Raw genomic sequence first — 2,906 nt, forward strand, 5'->3', positions numbered from 1 at the left:
GGTCAGTTACATGATTACACAGAACAGCAGATGAAGACGGTTCTTGAAGATGCCAATAAGTATACGGATGAGAAAGTTAACGGTCTTGTCAATAATAGTATTAACGAGGCGAAATCCTATACCGATATGAAGTTTGACGCACTAAGTTATGATATTACGAATGTGCGCAAAGAGGCAAGGCAAGCAGCAGCGATTGGTTTGGCAGTGTCTAACTTACGTTACTTCGATGATCCAGGATCTGTGAGTGTTTCATTTGGTGGTGGTTTTTGGCGTGGCCAATCTGCCTTTGCTATTGGTGCAGGTTATACATCTGAAGATGGCAAGATTCGCTCTAATCTATCAGCAACCAGTGCCGGAGGTCAGTGGGGCGTAGGTGGTGGAATAACTCTGAAATTAAGATAATATCAGAGTATATGAAAAACTACAATTTAAGCGAAGTTTCGCCCTTGTCTCATCAGACAAGGGCGAAATTTTATATTATAGAGAAGTAATATTTTACAGAGAAAGCTATAGAGTAGTATACTTATATAAAGTCTCATAACAATATATTCTATAGTAAGAATCTTAGTGAGATTTATTTTAGTGAGAAGTGAAGCACTTTAACAAAAATTTTACAAATACAGAGTAATACTCTCATATAAATTGATAGAGTGCGTAATCGCACAGTATTTTAAAACTGTACGTTCTATAATTTCATTGATAGAAAATATCCATTGGGGGGATACGTTTAAAAAAGTAAAAATCCCATTTTATTATTTTACTTATTTGCTCTGTACATAGCAGTAGCAATCATGAGGTATGCAACAGCGGCAATTATGAGTAAGACTCATTTTGATCAAAATGGGATACCTCAAACAAACTATGAAACAGAAGCTCTAGACAAGTCTATAATGCATGGAATCTATGAATTTTAAAGTTATAAGGATATTTCACGATTGTATAAATCGGAAAGACTCATTCTGTAAAAATAATTAAATTCATTTTCTTCTTGCTATTTTACTCAACAGTCTATAAAACTATAAAAATAGTCTTTAGTAAGACTCATTCTGGTAAAAACAGAAAAAGTTCTCGCAAAGGGAGGTGCGACGGATCATGAAAAAATCACACAACTATCCTCGTTTTATTTTAAAGCTCTTCAAGCGAAAAAATCTAAAACTCGAGAGTATGTCGCTTATCCCTACGATAAAAGCGCAATGATTTCACAACAAATACTCTAAATCATTCGCCGGACAACTTAACCTTTTTCCGCAACTATACCTTATAGCCTCTTAAGCATACAAAATGACCTCTTTCACTTTAAAAACTATAAACCGCAGATCTAACAACAGCGTGCAAATATGTCCTCTTCGTATCCGTTCTATCTATTTCCTCCCCCTCAAATTCAGAAATTTTGTTGCAAAAAGAGAACCCTTCTTAAAGGCGAAAAAAATCAAAAACCCATTAACCAAATCGCTAATCAACCTTAATCGCAGCCTTGCCGAAGCTCTAATTACTTCCGTTCGCCTCTGCGACAAACCTAAACTTTGTAAAGAACAAACAAAACCACACCACAAAATCATCCTTAGCGCTGAAATGTGTTTTTTTTATGTTCTGAATATGTTTTTTTTACTTGGAGAATTTGTTATGAAAAAATTATATACCACATCAAAAGCGCCAGTGGTGAATGATTTTAAAAATTCTTGCTCGCTTTATCGATTACTTTTTATTAAAGCGCTTTCATTGGCTTCAGTGATTATCTTTTTATCAAATATTTCTCCTGTTTCTGCTAATACTCAGATTTTTAATAACATATCAAGCGGTTTTAGTGGCGGTACAAATGTGCTTAAAGCCATTCCACCAGCCTATGTTGTTGGCAGTAAATTATATAAAGATAGTGGCTCTGCATTTATAGAGGATGAAGATGCCTTCAAAAATTTAAATCCTAATATTAAGTTTCAAACGCAAATTGCACTTGATACTGCGCTTGAGACTGCATTTGCGGGTAGGGAAAGTTCTAAGGATGAAGATGCTTTCAGAAATTTAAATCCTAATATTAAGTTTCAAACGCAACCTGCACTTGATACTGCATTTACGGGTAAGGAAAGTTCTAAGAAGGAAAGTTCTAAGAATGTAGCGGATGCATTTTCTGGCGTGAAAAGTGCTTTCACAAGTTTAAATCATCAACTTGCTGAGATAAAGGAGCCCCCTGCTCCTGCTATTGAAGAGAAACAAAATAATCTATTTTTAAGAAGCTTATCCCCTGCACTAAACCGAGAGAATGAGGGAGGCACGATAACTATTTCTGCTAAATCACCATTAAAAAAAATAAGTATTCTGAATAGTGAAGGTGAACCTCGGCTTCTTTTGGATGTTGCTGCTGGTAGTACCACAGAAGACTCAACCGATGCGATAAATGGTTCCCAGATTTATGAAGTGAACAAAAGGCTTGCAAATATTTTCGGCGGTTCTTTTGACGTGATCTCGGAGACTGGACGTTGGACGCTTGGTAGCTTCCCTTCACAGAGATACAATGTGGGCAGCGCGTTTGGCGTCGACTATAAAAATCTATTTGATTTCTCTACAGGTACAGGTGCATCTTTCGCAATCGTTGGTCAAGACATTAACCATATTATAAAAGCTTTAGGCGGTGGTGCTGGCTTTGATCCTAAAATTCAGTTTGGGGATTCTTGGATTGCTCCTACATTCAAGGTTAAAACCTTCAATAAAGATGGCACTGCGACTGAGAAGTCTTATAACGATGTCGCGACTGCCTTCGCCGGTGTTGGTGATTCATTCGAAAACGTTAAAGATACATTCAAGAATGTTAAGGATGAAATTACCAAAGAGATCGAAAAAGACATTACCCTTGCTCAAGGTGACGCTTTGTTATGGGACAAGACTAAAGGCGCCTTTGTAGCAACGCATGG

Annotated in this window: 1 protein-coding gene and 1 pseudogene; both read left to right on the top strand. The window is 36.8% G+C overall.

Annotated features, from left to right (window positions below):
• Positions 1 to 402: YadA-like family protein (locus ACFIJ9_RS08550; protein ID WP_375636762.1), on the top strand; the 402-nt coding region annotated here is incomplete at its 5' end.
• Positions 403 to 1,281: 879 nt separating this feature from the next.
• Positions 1,282 to 2,906, top strand: a pseudogene (locus ACFIJ9_RS08555) (hypothetical protein); the annotation flags it as partial.

Origin of the sequence: Bartonella sp. MR90HLJMH, from assembly GCF_042194115.1 — a bacterium.
Taxonomy (GTDB): domain Bacteria; phylum Pseudomonadota; class Alphaproteobacteria; order Rhizobiales; family Rhizobiaceae; genus Bartonella; species Bartonella grahamii.